At 44.2% G+C, this 18,129-nt stretch carries 17 protein-coding genes; 6 read left to right on the forward strand and 11 right to left on the reverse strand.

What is annotated here, in order from left to right; translation table 11 throughout:
• Window positions 1-74: 74 nt before the first annotated feature.
• From QUA44_RS01395 to QUA44_RS01425, 7 genes are all read right to left on the reverse strand, one after another.
• Window positions 75-1,133 carry a potassium channel protein gene (locus QUA44_RS01395; RefSeq protein ID WP_333247885.1) on the reverse strand — a complete coding sequence of 353 codons (1,059 nt, stop codon included), beginning with the start codon at window positions 1,131-1,133 and terminating at the stop codon, window positions 75-77.
• A gap of 125 nt (window positions 1,134-1,258) precedes the next feature.
• The gene (locus QUA44_RS01400; RefSeq protein WP_333247883.1) at window positions 1,259-4,084 is read right to left on the reverse strand and encodes an AAA-like domain-containing protein; all 2,826 of its coding nucleotides are present in this window, start codon (window positions 4,082-4,084) and stop codon (window positions 1,259-1,261) included.
• Between the two features lie 10 nt (window positions 4,085-4,094).
• Complete coding sequence (locus QUA44_RS01405) at window positions 4,095-4,613, reverse strand: type IV pilin-like G/H family protein (RefSeq protein WP_333247881.1); 519 nt, start codon at window positions 4,611-4,613, stop codon at window positions 4,095-4,097.
• A gap of 106 nt (window positions 4,614-4,719) precedes the next feature.
• Window positions 4,720-5,244, reverse strand: coding sequence for a type IV pilin-like G/H family protein (locus tag QUA44_RS01410; RefSeq protein WP_333247879.1), 525 nt, complete (start codon window positions 5,242-5,244; stop codon window positions 4,720-4,722).
• Between the two features lie 116 nt (window positions 5,245-5,360).
• Window positions 5,361-5,921: a paraslipin gene (locus QUA44_RS01415; RefSeq protein WP_333247877.1), complete on the reverse strand. Its 561-nt coding sequence runs from the start codon at window positions 5,919-5,921 to the stop codon at window positions 5,361-5,363.
• Window positions 5,922-6,098: 177 nt separating this feature from the next.
• On the reverse strand, window positions 6,099-6,641 hold the full coding sequence (locus QUA44_RS01420; protein WP_333247875.1) for an NfeD family protein: 543 nt from the start codon (window positions 6,639-6,641) through the stop codon (window positions 6,099-6,101).
• A gap of 545 nt (window positions 6,642-7,186) precedes the next feature.
• Entirely contained in the window at window positions 7,187-8,014 is an 828-nt protein-coding gene (locus tag QUA44_RS01425) for a type IV pilin-like G/H family protein (protein WP_333309455.1), read from the reverse strand.
• 175 nt (window positions 8,015-8,189) lie between these two features.
• On the opposite strand from QUA44_RS01425, the gene QUA44_RS01430 reads away from it, so the two are divergent.
• Window positions 8,190-10,022 (forward strand): AAA-like domain-containing protein, encoded by a 1,833-nt coding sequence (locus QUA44_RS01430; RefSeq protein ID WP_333247871.1) that lies wholly within the window; start codon window positions 8,190-8,192, stop codon window positions 10,020-10,022.
• Window positions 10,023-10,029: 7 nt separating this feature from the next.
• Here the strand turns inward: QUA44_RS01430 and QUA44_RS01435 are convergent, their stop codons facing one another.
• Entirely contained in the window at window positions 10,030-10,590 is a 561-nt protein-coding gene (locus QUA44_RS01435) for a Uma2 family endonuclease (protein ID WP_333247869.1), read from the reverse strand.
• Between the two features lie 274 nt (window positions 10,591-10,864).
• Here QUA44_RS01435 and QUA44_RS01440 point away from each other — a divergent pair, with 274 nt between their 5' ends.
• The 3 genes from QUA44_RS01440 (at window position 10,865) to QUA44_RS01450 (ending at window position 14,312) form a co-directional block, all read left to right on the forward strand.
• Window positions 10,865-11,707 (forward strand): type IV pilin-like G/H family protein, encoded by an 843-nt coding sequence (locus tag QUA44_RS01440; protein WP_333247867.1) that lies wholly within the window; start codon window positions 10,865-10,867, stop codon window positions 11,705-11,707.
• 23 nt (window positions 11,708-11,730) lie between these two features.
• Complete coding sequence (locus QUA44_RS01445) at window positions 11,731-13,035, forward strand: sterol desaturase family protein (RefSeq protein WP_333247865.1); 1,305 nt, start codon at window positions 11,731-11,733, stop codon at window positions 13,033-13,035.
• Window positions 13,036-13,211: 176 nt separating this feature from the next.
• Window positions 13,212-14,312, forward strand: coding sequence for an iron-containing redox enzyme family protein (locus tag QUA44_RS01450; RefSeq protein WP_333247863.1), 1,101 nt, complete (start codon window positions 13,212-13,214; stop codon window positions 14,310-14,312).
• Between the two features lie 172 nt (window positions 14,313-14,484).
• Here QUA44_RS01450 and QUA44_RS01455 read toward each other — a convergent pair whose 3' ends face one another.
• The 3 genes from QUA44_RS01455 to QUA44_RS30605 form a co-directional block, all read right to left on the reverse strand.
• Complete coding sequence (locus QUA44_RS01455) at window positions 14,485-15,204, reverse strand: methyltransferase (protein WP_333247861.1); 720 nt, start codon at window positions 15,202-15,204, stop codon at window positions 14,485-14,487.
• 636 nt (window positions 15,205-15,840) lie between these two features.
• Window positions 15,841-16,128 carry a YqhA family protein gene (locus QUA44_RS01460; protein ID WP_333247859.1) on the reverse strand — a complete coding sequence of 96 codons (288 nt, stop codon included), beginning with the start codon at window positions 16,126-16,128 and terminating at the stop codon, window positions 15,841-15,843.
• Window positions 16,067-16,324 carry a YqhA family protein gene (locus QUA44_RS30605; RefSeq protein WP_445243723.1) on the reverse strand — a complete coding sequence of 86 codons (258 nt, stop codon included), beginning with the start codon at window positions 16,322-16,324 and terminating at the stop codon, window positions 16,067-16,069. Before QUA44_RS30605 ends, QUA44_RS01460 begins: the two co-directional genes overlap by 62 nt.
• A 24-nt stretch (window positions 16,325-16,348) precedes the next feature.
• Here QUA44_RS30605 and QUA44_RS01465 point away from each other — a divergent pair, with 24 nt between their 5' ends.
• Window positions 16,349-16,507 (forward strand): hypothetical protein, encoded by a 159-nt coding sequence (locus QUA44_RS01465; protein WP_333247857.1) that lies wholly within the window; start codon window positions 16,349-16,351, stop codon window positions 16,505-16,507.
• Between the two features lie 684 nt (window positions 16,508-17,191).
• Window positions 17,192-18,067, forward strand: a complete 876-nt coding sequence (locus QUA44_RS01470; RefSeq protein WP_333247855.1) for a hypothetical protein — start codon at window positions 17,192-17,194, stop codon at window positions 18,065-18,067.
• Window positions 18,068-18,129 lie beyond the last annotated feature (62 nt).

The following is an 18,129-nucleotide window of genomic DNA, read 5'->3' on the forward strand; positions in this document are numbered from 1 at the left end:
TTCAAGAAATAACCGCTATAGAGAAGAAGGCATTCGGCAGAAGTTCTCATTTCTCATAGATAATTACCGGGCGACTACTTGGGAGGGCGGGGGACGCGAGAACTCAGCGGGCTGAGGATTTGATTCAGGGCGCGCAGTTGTTCGGCAGTACCCAAACAAATCAGCATATCTCCTCCTTCGATCGCAGTTTCTCCAGTTGGCCCCACAATCAAATGGCCGTCAGCCCGCCGCACTGCTAAAACTAAGGCCCCGGATTGCGATCGCAACTTGGCATTTCTCAAAGTTTCTCCGACGTAAACACAACTATTCGGATCTACCAGAAATTCTTCCATGTAAAAAGAACTATCGGTTCCCGTCAGAACCCCATCTAAAAAATCCATAACTTGAGGGCGCAAAGCAGCCGCCGCCATGCGTTTGCCGCCCGTAATGTAGGGGGATACGACGGCATCGGCGCCGCCCCGCTGCAACTTCTTTACAGCTTCTTCTGTTGTGGCGCGGGCGATCGCCCGTACCTTCGGATTCAGAGTTTTCGCCGACAGCACAGTGTATAAGTTCTCGGCATCCGATGGCAAAGCTGCTACTATGCAAATTGCGCGATCGATCCCCACACTCAGCAAAGTTTCATCGAGTGTCGCGTCTCCTTGCACAGCCGTGTACCCCAGCGCCAAAGCTGCCTCAACCGACTGCACCGCCGAATCTACCACCACAAAAGGGATATTTTCGGCCTCAAATTCCAAAGCAATTTGGCGGCCCGTGCGCCCAAAACCGCAGAGAATGTAATGCCCGATAAAAGAATCTATCAATCGTCGCTGCTGCCTAATTCTTGCTCCTTCTTGAAAATATCCTTCAATCAGCGCTTCTGTAAAGCGGTTGACGATGAAACCAATCACAATCACGCCCATCAAAATCAGGCAGATAGTAAACATTCGCCCGCGTTGGCCGAGGGGCTGAAGTTCACCGTAGCCCACAGTTGCTAGGGTAAATACTGTCATGTAAGCGGCATCGAGCAAAGACCATTTTTCCACCTGCCAATACCAGAGAGTACCCGTGCATAAAATGCCGCCAAGCGCGATGACTCCGTTTCTTAAGTCTTTTTGCAGGCGCTGATACTTTTGCTCTAGAGTTGAATACACCGATCGCCTTGACCTATTACTTATTAGCTGCTACCAATTTTAACCATATCAGCCCTAGACGCAGGGGCGGTCAAAAAGCCAGTTTCTGCCTAGATACTTTGCTGGAAAACTCAAGAGTTTGACTCTTAACCCGGTTTTTTTTGCGTGAGTTCCGACTGAGTTCCAATCCCGTCGCAGAGGTGGAGATTGTTTTGATTTGCGATCGGATTTGTCTGAAAATAATTGCGGGCGACCTTGCAACCCTGCACCAACAAATCGTCAAGATTAAAATTCCACAGCATCACCGTACCGTCAGCACTAGCACTAGCGATCGCCTTACCGTCAGGACTAAAACTCGCACTCCAAACAGCATCCTTGTTACCTTTTAAAGTTCCGATCAATGTACCATCAATTTTCCACAACCTCACCATTTTGTCTGTGCTTGCAGATAGCAACATTTGACTGTCTGGACTAAAGCTAATATTTTTCAATCCACTTGTATGTTGCAAAATACTCACCGGCGTGCCGTCTTTTCTCCAAAGTCTTGCAGTTCCTCCAGCACTTGCCGCCGCTAGCATTGCACCGTCGGGACTGAAAGTTACATTCATAATTTTATCACTTTCCATGTGTAAAATTTTGAGCAATTTGATATCCCTACTTGCCTCGATTGACTGCTGTTTTTGCAATTTTTCCACAACCTTTGTCAAACTCCAAAGTTTAACAATGCCATCAGTACCAGCCGCCGCAATTATCTGACCGTCTGGACTAAAAGTAGCGCGGGTTATCCAACCTTGATTTACTTTAAAACTTAACAATTCTTGCCCGTTAATTTGCCAGAGTTTAACAGTTCCGTCGGCAGTGGCTGAAACAATTATTTTACCATCTGGACTCAAACAAACGCTGGTTAATTTAGCGCTGTGTCCTTTTAAATTGTGCATCAATTTTCCGTTGTTTTGCCAAATCTTAACAGTTTGGTCGTCGCTGGCGGAAACAACTATCTGACTGCTAGGATTGAAGATTGCACTTATAATTTTATCTGTATGCCCGGTCAATGTTGCTTGTAAAGTTCCATTAGTTTGCCAAAGTTTGATATCATTGTCATCGGTAGCCGTAGCCAGTATTTTGCTGTCGGGACTGAAGCTGGTGAAAGCAAGATTGCTGGCTTGACTCTGGAAAGTGCGGCGTGCGGTGAAGCTGAAAACTGCGTGTTCTAGGGCGATCGCCACTCGCGTCTGAATTTCTGAACTCACTCCGAGCGATCGCTTAATTTCAGTAGCCGCCTTGATGCTTTCTAGCAAAGCTTCATGTTTTTTGCCAGCAGCAAATAGCGTTTCTGATAGTACGCTGAGAGTCAGAATTTTGTTATTTCTTTCTTCGATTGACGGTTTCACCCAAAATGCTACAATCAGGATTGATATTAATATTGCTGCGGCCCCTGTAATAGTTGCTAATCTGAGGTTGTACTCGCGCCATAACTTATATTGAGTAATTCTTTTCTGTTTTTGTGCTTCTGCTAGTTCCTCTAGTAACTTTTTTTCGCGGCGCAGTTGCTCCATTTCAGCTTTAGTTTGTTTTTCGCGATCGCGAAATCGGGCAAATTCCGCTTCTTGACTAGCACCTAAAAATTGATAATCTTGCGCGCTCAAGCTCTTATTTGCCGACCACTCTCTAGCCTCTTCCAGTGCTTGACCGCGCAACAAGCGAGATTCATCTTGACAATCTGATGCTATCCATGCTGTTAGCGATTCGGCATAGGGGCGCAAGTCACAGAGTGCTTTTTCTACCCAGTTTTGATTGAATATAGCTGCATAAATGCGGTTGGATACGGTTAATTTTCCGGCTCGTTTTACTACTAAGCCGCTCAGTCGCAATTCTGTTTGTTCGGGAGTATCATCGGCTGTACCCCCCCCTGCCCCCCCTTGGTAAGGGGGAGAGAAAGAGGTTTGAGATTGGTTGGGGAGAGATAAGGTTTGAAATTGCCCCCCCTTAGTAAGGGGGGGTTGGGGGGGGTTCAAGATTTTTTGATACAATCCCAATAACCTACTGGCGCGGTGCTGACTTCTGAAAAGGCGATCGCGAATTGTCTTCAAATGCACTGGCTCATCAGCAGCTTCCCAATTCTCAATAATCTGAGATTGCACTATCTCCCCAATCGACAATCGGTTCGTAGTAAGGACTTCAGTCCTTCTTCCTAATTCCTGCCCTTGAACAATCAATTTACAAAGCTTTTGAGTCAGAAACGGTTGACCGCCCGTCCACTCCAAAATCTCTTGTAAAACTTCTTGATAATTGTCAACTTTACCCTCAAACCCCTTAACCAAAGGCAAAGATTCGTGTAACTTAAAACCCTGAAGTTCGATCGCGCGACCAATATTAAACGGCGTGCGAGTGGCATCGCTAATTAAATCCGACGGCGTAGCTACTCCCAGCAAAACAAATGTCAACCGCTGATATTCTGATTTGTGAGCGCGTTTATTGTAGCAGGATCTAATCAAGGCAAAAAAATCATCTAGGGATTCTTTGAAACTGAGAATGCTATCAATTTCATCAATAAAAATGACAATGTTTTGAGAAATCTTTACCAGCAATAACTCTTCAATTAACTCTCCTAAACGTTGGACTGGGGACATCAATTCTCTCTCCCGCCACCAAGTCATAAACTCGACTGCGTTAAACAGGTTGAAATTGCACAAAAGTTTGTAAGCAACGCCGCCGTACCACTTGTCTAGAGAGACTTGCTGGTTGCCAATGTCCGAAAGGTCGATCGTAGCACAAGCAATGCCATCAGCCGAAAGCTTTTGTACAGTTCGCACCAGCAAACTAGATTTGCCCATTTGTCGGGAATTGAGCACGTAACAAAACTCTCCCGCTTTCAGGGCTTGATAAAGTTCCGAGTCAGCTTGTCGCACCACATAGGTAGGTGCATTTTGCGGGAGACTGCCGCCGATTTGATATTGGTAATCGACTGTCATTATATTGCCTCTATTGATAACTTTGTCTCAGTTCTCTGGTGCCTGTAGCACAAGCAATTTTACCATTTTGATAAGTTGGTTCTGGTGGTTTAATTGTACCAGCAGAATCAGCTCCGCACAATATAGATGTGGTCGTTTTTTTATTTTTAGAAGCATTTGACTCACCTTTGGGAGCAGGAATTACAAAAACTCCACCGACACAGCTTTTAAGATTTTTATGCTTTGAGACTCGATAATTAAATGTTGCTTTTTTTGTTGTATGGTGGGAATATTTGTAATTTTCTGTCTCGGTTTTAATAATGCGAATTTTTAAAGCCTTAACAGAAGTGCTAAAAACACTTTTTTCGGCAAAATAGGCTTGCTGACGTTTGTTGATTAAGCTAATATAATCTCTGGCTTCCCATTGCTTGTTGTTCCTAAGCTTAGCCTGAAAGGATGGCACAGCTACCGAAGCTAATACTCCAATCACCACTAAACATCCACCAACATTCGATGCAAGGCTAGCTGATTTAGAACTTTGTTGACTCATAGTTTTGTATCCTCTCTGTTTGTTGTAAGAACTTTAGTCCGGTAAACCTCAAGTGAATGCCGATTTGATATTGTAATCGACGGTCATTATATTGCGTATAGTTAGATTAGTTTGGCCATTCTTTTGTGCCTTTCCCACAAGCAATTTTACCATTTTCATAGGTGGGTTCCGCTGGTTTAATTGTACCGGGAGAATCAGTTTCGCACAAGATGGACGTTGTAGTTCTTTCCTCTTTAGCAGCATTTGGCTCAAACTTTTTAGCAGGAACCAGAAAAACACCACCGACATAATTTTTGCAGTTGTTTCCCTTTGCTACTGCATAATTAAATGCTGCTTTTTTAGTGGCGCGAACTGAATACTTGAAAGTTGTTGTCTCTGTTTTAAGACCAGTTCCTAAAGCATCAAAAGAAGTGGCAAAAGCACTTTTTTCTATAAATACGGCTTCCTGGGCTTTGTTCATTGAGCTAACATACTGTCTCGCTTCCATTGTCTGATCCTTACATCCCTGGCCACCACCCATAAATAATGGCAGAGCGATCGCGCTAATGACTCCAATGCCCATTAAAAGCAATAAGCATCCGCAACCGCGAGAAGCTGCATTGCGAACTATTGATTCTTGATTGTTCGTCATGGTGTTGTCTCCTTAAATGGTATATACAATGCGAATTAAAGTCGGCGAGGCAGAGCCTTTGGATCTGCGTTACCAGGAAGAGCCTGGTAACGAGAAAAACGAGGAAATACTAATCTCTAAGCTCGCAGCTTTTGTACTTCTTTCCGGTCAATGGATGTGGGCTGAATCACTTTACTGCCGATCGCAAAATCGCGCAATTCCACCCTCGTAAACTTTACACCCCAAGGATCGGTGGTTGTATCCAACTCCTCCACTAAAGCATTATTGAGTTGATTTCTAGCCGTGTAAAGTTCCTCTACATTTAATTTAGCAATGTGAGTCCGAATTGAAAGAATCAGCATATTAAACATGGCTTCTTTGAGATTCTGCACTTTGTAGGAAGCTTTTTCTAAGTCAATGATTCGCCAGTAGACAATAAATTCAAGGGTGACGGAAACGCGATCGCCAGTGGTGCATTGTTGCGGTGGCAGTTTTAACATTTGCTCCCGCAGAGTTTGTTTATAAGCGACTGTTTCGACAAACGGAATCAGAAATGTCAAGCCAGGTTCGAGTTTTTTGCGATCGTATTTTCCGAAAATTTCAACTAAGGCTTCATCTCCTTGACGGACGATTTTCACGCTGCTGACTAAAGATACTCCGGTGATTGCAAACAACACCATCAAAAAATACTGATACATAGTGAAATTCCTGGTAATTTTAAGCTGTGAACTAAAGATGATAGGATTTGCACATCGGGGCCTAGAAACCGGGTTTTTTACGAAAATATTTCGTTATAGCCTGCAGATTAGGTAAAAAACCCGGTTTCTCAACACACCGTGCGTAATTCCTGAATGAATTGAGGTTAGTGCAAAGGTTTAGCTGTTGATGTGAATTAATTTGTCAGGTACAACAATCAGCGTGTTTCCTTCGCGGCGCAAAACGTAAACTTTTTGTCTGGGTGCGATTCCTTGGGAATCTTCATTGCGGGCTTTCCAAGAAGCACCTTCATAAATCACCATTCCGGTTTCTCCTGGGAAAATTTCGGAGATTGTTGTTGCTTCGGTTGCTTCGGGAATCACAAACTTTTTACGAACAATGAAAATTGGTCTAATCCAGATACTCAGGGCGAGAGATATCCCCATCCAGTAGAATATCTGCCAATCAAAATCTTCATACATTACATTTGCCCAATTAAACTGAAATGCGATCGATCCTCTCCACAAAACAAAGGATGAAATTAGAGCAGCAGTTCCCATCATCAGCAGGTAAAATCTGTATTTTTGGGGCTGAGTTTTTTGGATAAAGAGATCGATCGCACTCAGCGCAACTCCCAGTAGCAACCAAAACATCGGCGGTGTGAAGGCGAAACCTGGTTGATTAGTGGCTGATGCCAGCGACCAAATTAGGATAGAATGCACAATGCTTTTACCTCGTTTTGATATGATTCAACCTTGTTATTTCTCATCTAATCAGGTGGCTATTTGAGTTGGTGAGTGAGTTATTTGAGAATTCATCGACTTTTCATCGACTTTGCATCGACTTGGGGCGGTTAGCAGTCAATTTAAGGTCAAACCCGCAGTCCGGCAGGGGTTTAAACCCCTGCCTCAATGCGAAAGTCGGTTTTAACCGACTATCAATTTTAGATTTGAGATTTTAGATTGGTAATTATTGATTTGAGATTGGAGTTTTTAGATTTAAAATTGAGGATTAAGAGGTTTATTTAATTGGCTTTTCAGTCCTCTTTGAGAGGACTTTCGCTATGAGACAGGGAATTCATTCCCTGTCGGACTGTCGAACTTACAAACGATATCGGTACAGCATTTAAAGCCCATAACACTCGGCGGTTTAAACCGCTACTACACAAACAAAATCGGCCTGCGCCGATTAAAGAATAAAGGGGGTAAAAAACTCGGATCTGGTATTAGTTATCAAGCTGAAATATTGTGAGAGTTGCTTAGTTAGATTATCTGGTCAATTCTGTTGTGCCTTTACCGCAAATAACCTCGCCATTTTGATAAGTTGGTTCCGCTGGTTCATCTGCTGGTTTAAATTTAATTAAACGGTTATCTTCAGCTTCGCAGAGTATGGTCTCAGTCATCATTTCATCTTTGGCAGAATTTGAATATACAGGAACTATAAAGACACCGCCGACATAATTTTTAAGCATCGATTCTTTGGCTACTGCGTAATGAATTGATGCTGTTTTAGTTGCACAAATTGAATATTTGTAGTTGTTTGTTTCTGTTTTAAACCCAAGTTCTAAAGCATCAAAAGAATTGGTTAAAGCACTGTTTCCTGCATAATAAGCTTGCTGACCTTTGTTCATTGAACTAATATACTGTTTAGCTTCCGATTGCTTAGCCTTATTTACCTTAAGAAGAAATGATGGAAGAGCGATCGTGACAAGTATCCAAAAAACTATCAAAAATACTAAGCAATCATTGAAATTGCGTCCTCTGACTCTCATAAAAATTGGTCGAAAGCAGATACTCAGGGCGAGAAATATCCCCATCCATAATAATATGTCAAAATTCCACGAGTTAAAATGCCCGTTCAAATCTTCTTCATTTATTATCCTCCATTCATCATAATTTCCCCACAAAATCCATGATTCAATAAAAGCAGAAGCTCCCATTATTGGCAAATAAAACCTGTATTTTTGTGGCTGAGTTTTTTGAATTAATAGATCGATCGCACTTAGCACAACTCCCAGCAACAATATCGGCGGTGTGAAGGCGAAACCTGGTTGATCGGTAGCTGACGCCAGCGACAAAATTAGGAGAGAATACACAATGCTTTTACCTCGTTTTGATGGGATTCAACCTTGTTGTTTCTCATCTAATCAGGCCGCTATTTGAGTTGACGAGTGAGTTATTTGAGAATTCATCGACTTTTCATCGACTTTTTATCGACTTTAGGGACAATAGGCATTTATCATGGTTTTAGTGTTTCGATCGTTATAAGCAATGCCTCGATCGCTCAGGCTGCATCTCCAGTACATTCCCGCAGTTAAATCGTCTCTGCTGAGAAATGGCTTTCCCAGTCAGAAAATCTTGGCTGAGGATTTAGGGATAGCCCAATCTACTGTCAGTCATTTCCTGAATGGCAAACCTGTGGATTATGCCAATTTCATCGAAATTTGTCGCGGCTTGGGCCAGGAATGGCGCGATATAGCCGATTTTGAGACCCAGTGCGAATCGGTAGAAACACAGTCGATAGCAGCCAAAATAGCCAAAATTGCGATCCTCTTCGTTGATGAGTCTCCCGTAGGGGCGGGCTTTCCTTCGGATCGCTTCGCTAACGCTAACGCGCGATCGAACCCAAACCACACCCTGATTCAACAATTGCACCAAGCTTTGACTTTTGCTAGCCACGAAGTCTTTTTAGTTAACAACAGCAGCCAAGACAACTCATATTTAAAGCTTTGCGATTATTTGCTATTACCGATCTCCGCAGAATATGCCGCTAGCGAAATGATCTTAGAACAAGTACAGCTAGCCCAAGAATTGCACAGTTTAACTAATAAAAAACCAGCGATATTACCAATTTGCATTGAATTAAATGCACCATTTTCTTTTGATTTATTGCATTATTTAGCAGGAGTCCAGTCTTGGCATTGGCGGTCTGCGGCCGACTCATCAAAGTTAATTTCAGAAATTTTAACCGTAGTTAAAGAAGGTCGCACATCCTTAAATGCAGACCATGAATTAGCTGTCAATTTGAGCGAAATTCCTAGCACAAAAAATTCGATAATTCAACCCATACCAGCAGCCGCGCCAGAATTGCCGGGAGGACAGGTAGATTTAGCTTCTCGCTTTTATATCGATCGCCCTCCGATAGAATCCCGCTGTTACGAGGCGATCGCCCAACCGGGAGCCCTGATCCGCATCAAAGCACCCAGACAGATGGGGAAAACTTCTTTAATGGCGCGGATTTTGCATCATGCAGAAGAGCAAGGTTCTCGCACGGTAGCGCTGAGTTTCCAGCTAGCAAATAGGAGAGTTTTCGCGAATTCAGATACATTTTTGCAGTGGTTTTGTGCTAGCGTCGGTCAAGAGTTGGGAATGCTGGATCAGTTACCTAAATGCTGGGAATTAGCAGATTTAATTGGCAGCAATCAGTGCTGTAAAGCTTTTTTTGAACAGTATTTGCTGTCGGAATCGTCACCACCTCTGACATTAGGTTTGGATGAGTGCGATCGCCTTTTTGAATCGCCGGAAATTGCCGATGACTTTTTTGGGTTGTTGCGCGCTTTGCACGAAGAAGCAAAACGGCGAGATATTTGGAAAAAGTTTCGTTTAATTGTAGTACATTCCACGGAAGTTTATATCCCGCTGGATGTCAATAAGTCGCCGTTTAATGTCGGATTGCCGATCGAATTGTCGGAGTTTAGCTCGCAGCAAGTGCAAGAGTTAGCAGCGCGACACAAACTGAATTGGAGTGCGACAGAAGTTGCAGAATTGATGGCGTTAGTAGGAGGACATCCCTATTTAGTGCGGCTGGCTATGTATCGCATTGTCTGTCAAGATGTGACTTTAAATAATTTGGTGAAATCGGCGACAACGGAGGCAGGAATTTACAGCGATCATTTGCGCCGGCATTTGTGGAATTTAGAAAAATATCCAGAATTAATCGAGGCGATGAGAGAGGTTGTGAGTGTCTCAAATCCGGTTAGATTGAAGTTAGAATTAGGGTTTAAATTAAATAGTATGGGGTTGGTGAAACTGGAGGGCAATTATTGCAGTGCGAGATGCAGTTTGTATGAGGAGTATTTTTGCGATCGCCTACAATGCAAATAATCCCAATTTAGCCGATCGCCAAATCCACACTAACTACAAATTCGGGAAAAGCCAGCGGCGAAACTTCGTCGCCCCGCCAAAACCTGAGCATTAAACTGTAACCGTTAACAGTCGGCTGGCGGTAAACCTCCAAGCAGTTTTCCTGTAAATTGACAATCCATACTTCCTGAATTTGCGATCGGGCATAAATAGGAAGTTTCACATCTCTATCATAATCTATGGAACTGTCAGCTACTTCTATTAACAGTAAAACTTCCAATGGGAGGGGATGGGCGGTTGAATAGTAATCGGCGCGAGGTTGCAGCAATACTATATCAGGTTGTGGCTCCGTGCGATCGCTCAACTGGACGGGGTTCTGCACGTCAAAAGTAGCCAAATTTTCGGGAATTTGGCTGCACAGTCTGGCTAAGCGCCTCACAGATGAAGCATGACGAGTTCCAATAGCAGCCATTTCAACAAGTTCTCCTTCTATCAATTCTACGCGATCGCCCTCGGAAAGAATCCCAGCTTTACTCATATGATGGTATTCTTCTACGGTGAAAAGTCTTTTGAGCAACTGCACAGCCATAACTTACCGTTCCTCTAATCATTTATTCAATTATAGTCAGTCGCGCTATTAAATACCACTAATGTCTAAAGTCGATGAGAAGTCGATGAGAACTCACTCATGTTCTCAAATAGTGACGTGATTTAATAGAAATATGGTAGAAAGTGCGATCGCCCAGGTTAGCAAATCCTCGATCGAAGGTCAAAGAGGCGCTACCTCAAAGCCGAATATCGCACATCTCCTCAAACGAACAATCGTCTAAAAACCTCTCGTGTAAAACATTTGGAGAACAAGTATGCAGCTTAAAGAAAAGCCTGAACTAAACCAAATCAACCAAAAATCCGAAGCTTCGGTAAAAACTTATCAACCCGATCGGCCCATCAAAGAACCTAAATCTGTCGCCAGAGTCGATATACAGCCCAAAGAAAAGCCTGAACTCAATCAAATCAACGAACAATCGAAATTTTTGGCAAAAACTTATCAACCCGATCGGCCCATCAAAGAACCTAAATCTGTCGCAAGAGTCGATCGCACAAACTTGCAACCCATCAAAGAACCTAAATCTGTCGCAAGAGTCGATCGGCAAAATTTGTGGCCGATAAAAAAGCTTAAATCTGTGGCAAAAACTTATCAGCCAGATTTGCGTTCCATAAATGAATATAAATCTCGTGGAGGAACTTCACGGATTATTGACTTTTTTGTGGTTGTGATAATTATTGGGATACTTAGTGCGATCGCCCTCCCTGAATTTGCCCGTTGTAAGCCGTATAAAGCCATGCAGTCAGAAGCTAAGCAATATGTTTCCTCAATGAACAAAGGTCAGCAAGCTTATTTTGCGGAAAATAGTGCTTTTGGCAATTCTATTTCTGCTTTAGGACTTGGCATTAAAACTCAGACAACCAACTATAACTATTCAGCCATAGCTACCAAAAATGCTGCGTTTAGTTATGGGGTAGCCCGCAACAATAATCTTCGCAGCTATGTCGGGGCTATATTATTCGTACATCAAGGTGATGCAATGACCACAATATCGATTCTGTGTGAAGCAGATTCCCCTGGCAAGATAAAACCAGCCAACCCGATCCTTCAAAATAATGTTCCTGTCTGCGCTGCTGGTAGTAGTGAAGTGTCTAAGTAAATATCGACATTAATCAGAATCTCATGTCACTTGAAATTCTCAAAGGTTTCATCATCTTAGCTTGCATTTTCATTCCCCTAGAAAGAATCTTTTCCTTGCACAAGCAAAAGATATTCCGTCTCGGATGGGCAACCGATGCTACCTATTTTTTTACAGGCCACTTTATTGGCAGGGCAGGCGCTATTGTTGTGGCTGTAACCTTGTCGCTGATGACTGATTTACTCAAGCCGGAATTGCAAAGCAAAATAGCCTCTCAACCTATCTGGTTGCAGTTTTTAGAAGCAATTGTAATTTCCGATCTGGCATATTATATCGCTCACCGAATGCTGCATGAAATACCCTGGCTTTGGCAATTTCATGCAGTCCATCACAGTATCGAACACATGGATTGGTTGGCAGCAGTGCGGGTGCATCCCTGCGAGCAACTTTTTACTCAGATTTGCAAAATTATGCCTCTTGTCTGGTTGGGATTTAGCAAAGAAACTTTCGTAGTTTATGCTCTTTATTCTGCGGCGGTCGCGTTTTTGATTCATGCTAATATTACTCTCAAATTTGGCGTGCTAAAATGGTTTGTGGCTACCCCACAATTTCATCAATGGCATCATAGTAAAATTCCCAAAATAAATAACAAAAACTTTGCTGTTCAGTTACCACTGTTAGATTTACTGTTTGGCACTCTGTATATGCCAGCAGGGAAAAGACCCCGAAAATATGGTGTCTCCGATCGCATACCTGTTGGCTATCTCGGACAATTACTCTATCCGTTTTTCGGAAATATTAAAATGCTCAATGACAAATTCAAACAAGGCATGAGTCGCTATTTTCGCCCTTTCCCTGTAACGCTTGGTGCGATATTAGTTGCTGTTAGTTCTCTGAGTGCAGTTTCGTTAATTAATCGCATGGATATCCCTACTTTTATTGCCAGTTTAAATTCAGAAAAAGTAACTGTTGCCGAATTGCAGCAGGGTAAGTTGAAACCGGTGATTTTGATTGACGTGCGATCGCCCGAAGAATACGCGGAAGATCGCATCGGTGAAAGTCCGCTGGTTCCGATAACTGACATTGAAGCTGGATTCGGTGTCAAGCAAGTGCAAGCTATGGCTCGATCGATTGTCAAATCTAATCAAACTCAACCAACTGTTGTACTTTATTGTGCGCGGGGAGGGCGATCGGTTAAAGCCTACCAAAAATTGCAAAAAATAGGTTTTAATTTAGCTTTCCTCTCAGGCGGTATCACAGCGTGGCGGGAAGCAGTGCCTGCTAAACAAGACGCTGAAATATTAGCGCCAATTACTCGATCGCTCCCAGAGGCAGTCAGAAGTAATTAGTGAGTTAAAGCAAGAGCAGAGAACAAGGAAAACTAAAAAATATCTATCAATAGAAAGGTGTATCGTGCTGAGAGATTAGCTATCTTCAAGAAAAGTAGCCATTATTCCCAGCAATCTGCAACGGTTGGCTGTTTTGGCAGACAGCACAATAATCAGATCCAGAAGAATTCTATCCCATGCAAAATACCGCAGACTTACTCCCAAAAATAGACTCGCCGAGTCTTCCTAAAAAGCAACCCGCACTTCCAAATTATGAAGCAGCCGATCGCCAATTTGTCAACTTATTAGAGGTAGATGATTTAGACAAGACGGTGGCGGCAAAACCTTTACTCGTCAGCGATTTTGAAAGCGCGATCGCCTTTGCCCTGGGATCGGCTTATCAGGAAGATGCCGCCGACGAGGCCGCTCACCGCTTCTTGCAGCGGGTACTGTACCGCATCAACCGCCTCAACTTGTTTTGGTACGACGATTTGCGCCGCTACAACAACGAGCGATCGCACTATTTGCGGTCAGTACGCGATCGCATCGAAGCACCCTGGCAGCAATGGGAAATCGCCCAAATCGACGTTGCAGCGCTGCAAAACATCGAGGATGTCAAGCAAGCCCTGCGCGATCGCGCCGCCGCCGATGTCGATCCAGAGCTCACTGAGATCGATCGCTACCTGCGAGAACAGATGACTGAAGCGGGATACAAGCACTTGCTGGCGATCGCCTCCTTCGACGGTTTAGTGGAAGCCAGCCGCGTTTCTCGCATCATCGGCGGTGCCGGCAACGAAATTCAGTGCACCCTTACCCGAGTGCTGATCGAAGAATACGGCGGCGGTCGCTTAGCCCGCAAACACTCGACCTATTTTGCCCAAATGCTGGCAGAATTCGGGATGAGCACGGAACCGGAGGCGTATTTCGATTTGGTGCCTTGGCAAGTGCTCGCCAGCATCAATCACAACTTTCTCCTCACCGAACGCAAGCGCCATTTTCTGCGCTACAACGGCGGACTCACCTATTTTGAAGTAGCCGGGCCCGTGGCTTACCGCAATTATCTAGCCGCCGCCCAGCGCCTGAACCTCTCGCAAGCTGCAATGGGTTATTGGGAACTGCACATCAGAGAAGACGAACGTCACGGGCGCTGGATGTTGGATGAAGTGGCGATTCCACTGGCCGACAGATACCCGCAGGAGGCGTGGGAGTTGGTGTTGGGGTACGATCAGGAGAAGTCGATCGGCGATCGGGCTGGTGCTGCTGTGGTGCGATCGATCCAAGCTGCAGAACGGAATTAACAGCTATCTCGCAGGGTGCGTCAGAGACTGGCGCACCCTAGATATTGCACCGTTCTCAATAAGCCTTTGAGGAACAGGCAAGATGCCTGTTCCACAAAGAGTGTATTTCTTGTGGAACAGGCATCTTGCCTGTTGCTGACAATGGTGCAACATCTCAGATGCACGCTGTATTTTAAAAAGCTGTCATTAATTGAATTAGTTCGATCGACAAATCTCTTTGCGACTTTTGCTGCTTCTTAAACAAAACTCCAGCCAGCAGATAGATATTTTCCGAATAAAAAGCCATGCCCTGTTTTCGGAGATTGGCGATCGCGTTTTTCACCTTGGGTTCCGAACTGTAATAGCCAAAATTTAAAGGTGCAATCTCAAAATTCGCAACCGAGTAACCTCGATCCAAGGCATAATCGATCAAACCCACAGGATTAGAATAGCTAGAAACCATCAGCAAAACTTGGTCGCAGCCCAAAGATAAAAGTTTCTTAGCAATTGTAGAACCATCACTCCCGCCGTGCAACAGCGGCTGATAAATCTTGTTATCCACCGCCGGCAAGTAAGGCGGATTGGAGATCACACAATCCGCCGACTGGTATAAAGGCGAATCAAAAAAAGAACAATTGTTGACCGTGTATTGTTTGCTGAGTTGATATTGCTTAATTTGAGACTGAGCAATTTTCCAAGCTACATTATTTAGCTCAAATCCCTGTATTTCCCCGTCAAAATCTGTTCTCAGCAAAGACTTAATAACTGGACTTCCCTCTCCCGAACCAAACTCTACGATAATTCTAGAATTGTCGCTGGCATTTAACACTAAACTTTCCAAGCAGTGCGAGTAAAAATCAGATTCTTCCGGGCAGTGGAATACTTGTTTCAGAGGATTGGATGAAGTGAGCATAAATTCTGTAACAAAGTTTACTATTTTTAAAATATCGAATAAGTAATAGTGCAGCCATCTGTCCCAAGAGCTATTTAATCAATTTTATAGCAATTAGAGGAAAATATGAGGAATATATCTCTCCCTCATGTTTCCTTCGATTCCCCAATTTAAAATTTCTACTCAAAACATGGAAGATCTATAGCATTTTCAGCCAAAAATGAGGGATTGAGCGCTCTAGTTCTCAATTCCTCAATCCTTCAATCTCAAATCTAAAAATGAAAAATCTCTTTCTGTTTGACTTGATGCGATTGTCAAATTATCACTTCCGAGCGAACGTAAAATTAATAATATTCATCCTATTGATAGATGACAATTATATAGCAATCGGTTGATAAATTTAAATAAGTGGTTCCCAGTTCGCTCGAAAGAAAACCGTGTCAGCGAGGAAGAGCCTCAGCACAGAATTAGATCGGCTCTTCCTCGCCTGTGAACCCTGCTTTCCCTTGAACTGGTAACGAGCATTCCTACAAATCCTGCGAGGATTGCTATAGTGATTAACAGGTTTTATCTAAAATTTATTGTGAGCCGAGAGTCCCATTTTGTTACCGTTGCTCAATTAGCAAAATTTGGGTCGTTTCGCTGCTCAAACAGGCCTTACTCTGACTTGGACTTTTTTACCTGCGAATTCAAAAAATACGTCAGTGAAGCGATTACTAAAGCGATACTTGCTCCCAAGGGAAGGATGTTATCCGCGCCGTTCCACTTAACTACCTGACCGAGATATAATACGCTCAATACGACGACGATCACGCTGGTGAGTTTGCTTTTGAGGTCGTCTATGGTGTGAATTTCTAGCCAGTCTGGTACTTTGATGCGATCGTCAATAAACAGTTCGTAAAGTCCGAGTGCCGTAATGTAAAATACTGTGGCTAGCAGAAACAAATCTACAACTTCGACAAAAGGACAGAATCAGTGTTTTAGAGTTTTCGCTGGAAATTGGCCCTGTAGTGATAATGTAGCCGATGGTAGCGATCGTTTCCAGGGCACCGTAGATCAAAAGCGTCCCAGAGGCTACAAAAGAACCGAGTACAGCAATTATCATTAGATAGCGACTTTTGGCAAGAATTCGATGCAGCATAGTTGATATCCGCTGGGGAAATTTGTGAGAGAAGAACCGCTCTCTGGCATACCTTTGGCTTTACTATATCAAGGTTTTGCCCGATCGCACTCACAAGCAATTCTGACGACTGCGCCGCCGCTGGTTAATTTAATGTCGTGCGGGCCCGACTCGGATAGCCCTCAGTTCGCCTTTCTGTTTTAGGCAAGTCAAAATCCAGTCAAAAGCCTTGCTTTTTCGGGCTTACAGGCGCTCTGGCGACTCAAAACGGTCGATCGGGCGTTTTGAGATAATTTAGTTTCTGGGAAAGTTTGAGCGGTATTCTGCCAGTGTCCAAATAGCCAGCAGCAAGTTAAGGAAAAATCACGCTCAAAAAATTTGAAACTAACTCCTAGGGCGTAGGGCTAACCCAAAATTGACGGTGAGAAAATCAAGAATTTCTGTCTCAAAGCACCAGGCGCCGGAGAAAATTTACAGGAAGAACCGCACGCTTGTTTCAGAAACCCGGTTGATGCGTATATGTTTCGTTACTCAACCCAAAATTTTTCAGTTCAACCCGCTTTTTATCCCCCGTACACAAATTTTGATTTAGCTAGTCTGCCGCCCCATCAAATATCATCCACCACCTGAAATAAAACGCCATTTTGCCAAATATTCCTAAAGATGAATGGCGAACTTGAACGATACCTAATAGCTTATAAACTGTTAACGTGGCAGTCTAATTTATCCGGGGGAAATAATCGAGGAAACGGGACTAAATATGCTCCTTTACCTTCATTATTATTCCGCAGCAAAGGTTAGAAAAGTTGCACGTTACGCTGTCAATTTGGCCCTGGGGTTTTGGCATCACAAGCGATCTCAGGATTCTACGCAAAAGCAAGCATTACCATGAAATCTTCTAAATTGTTGAAAGTTGTTTTAGCAAGCGCTTGTACTTTAGGTTTAGCAACGGTTTCCTTCGCAGTGCCTGCTTCTGCCCAGTCAGGCGACGGTACTGGAAGCGGCACGGGCACAACCGGTACAGGCACGACTGGCACAACGGGTACGACAGACGGCACGACGGGCACGGGTACAACCGATACGACTGGCACCGGCACAAGTGGTACAACCGATACGACGGGCACGGGTACAACCGGCACAACCGGTACAACCGATACGACGGGCACGGGTACAACCGGTACAACTGGTACAACCGATACGACGGGCACAGGTACAACCGGTACAACTGGTACAACTGGTACAACCGATACAACCAGCACTGGTACAACCGGCACGGGTACAACGGGGACAACCAGCACTGGTACAACCGGCACCGGCACAAGTGGTACAACCGATACGACGGGCACGGGTACAACCGGCACAACTGGTACAACTGGTACAACCGATACGACGGGCACGGGTACAACCGGCACAACTGGTACAACCGATACGACGGGCACGGATACAACAGGGACAGGTACAACTGGTACAACCGGTACAACAGGCACGGGTACAACGGGTACAACCGATACAACAGGGACAGGTACAACGGGTACAACCGATACGACGGGCACGGGTACAACGGGTACAACGGGTACAACCGATACGACGGGCACAACGGGTACAACCGATACAACCGGTACCACATCGACGCCGGCTGATACTAATTCTGGAGTTTTGAGTGCTCGGCGCGATCGCCCCAACAATTTGGGGTGGCTGGGGGCCTTGGGCGCGTTTGGTTTGATCAACTTGTTTAGGAAAGGCAGCACACCCTCCCATCGGTAGTTTCTGGCGATTCCCTACGGGATAGCTTCGCTTCACATACTTTTGAAAACAACTTAGAGGCT

The sequence above is a fragment of the Microcoleus sp. N9_A2 genome, assembly GCF_036701775.1.
Classification (GTDB): domain Bacteria; phylum Cyanobacteriota; class Cyanobacteriia; order Cyanobacteriales; family Microcoleaceae; genus Microcoleus.